Origin of the sequence: Xenorhabdus bovienii (assembly GCF_024721015.1) — a bacterium.
Classification (GTDB): domain Bacteria; phylum Pseudomonadota; class Gammaproteobacteria; order Enterobacterales; family Enterobacteriaceae; genus Xenorhabdus; species Xenorhabdus bovienii.
Genome location: NZ_JANAIF010000469.1, coordinates 1 through 246 on the forward strand (window position 1 = coordinate 1; position 246 = coordinate 246).

At 58.5% G+C, this 246-nt stretch carries 1 protein-coding gene; it reads right to left on the bottom strand.

Going from position 1 to position 246, the window contains the following annotated elements; all coding sequences use genetic code 11:
- Positions 1–218: cytochrome c-type biogenesis protein (locus NXS07_RS21425; protein WP_258087694.1), on the bottom strand; the 218-nt coding region annotated here is incomplete at its 3' end.
- Positions 219–246: the final 28 nt, after the last annotated feature.

Sequence of the window (246 nt, forward strand, 5' to 3'; positions counted from 1 at the left end):
AAACGCTCACGCACCAAAACCCGCAGATCCTTGGCCAACTCGGCATTGGAGTCGTCGATGTTCTCGTTGCGGCACACCAGACAGCGCAAGTCCTGCGAAATCTCCCGCGCTCGCTCTTCAAGCACCGGATCATCAAGCATTTCTCCCGGCTGGACGGCCCAAACCGGAACCGCCAGCGTCACAACCAGCATCGCAAAAAGCCATTTCAGCGTATTCATTCTGCCGGAACTCCTGCGCTCGGCGCCT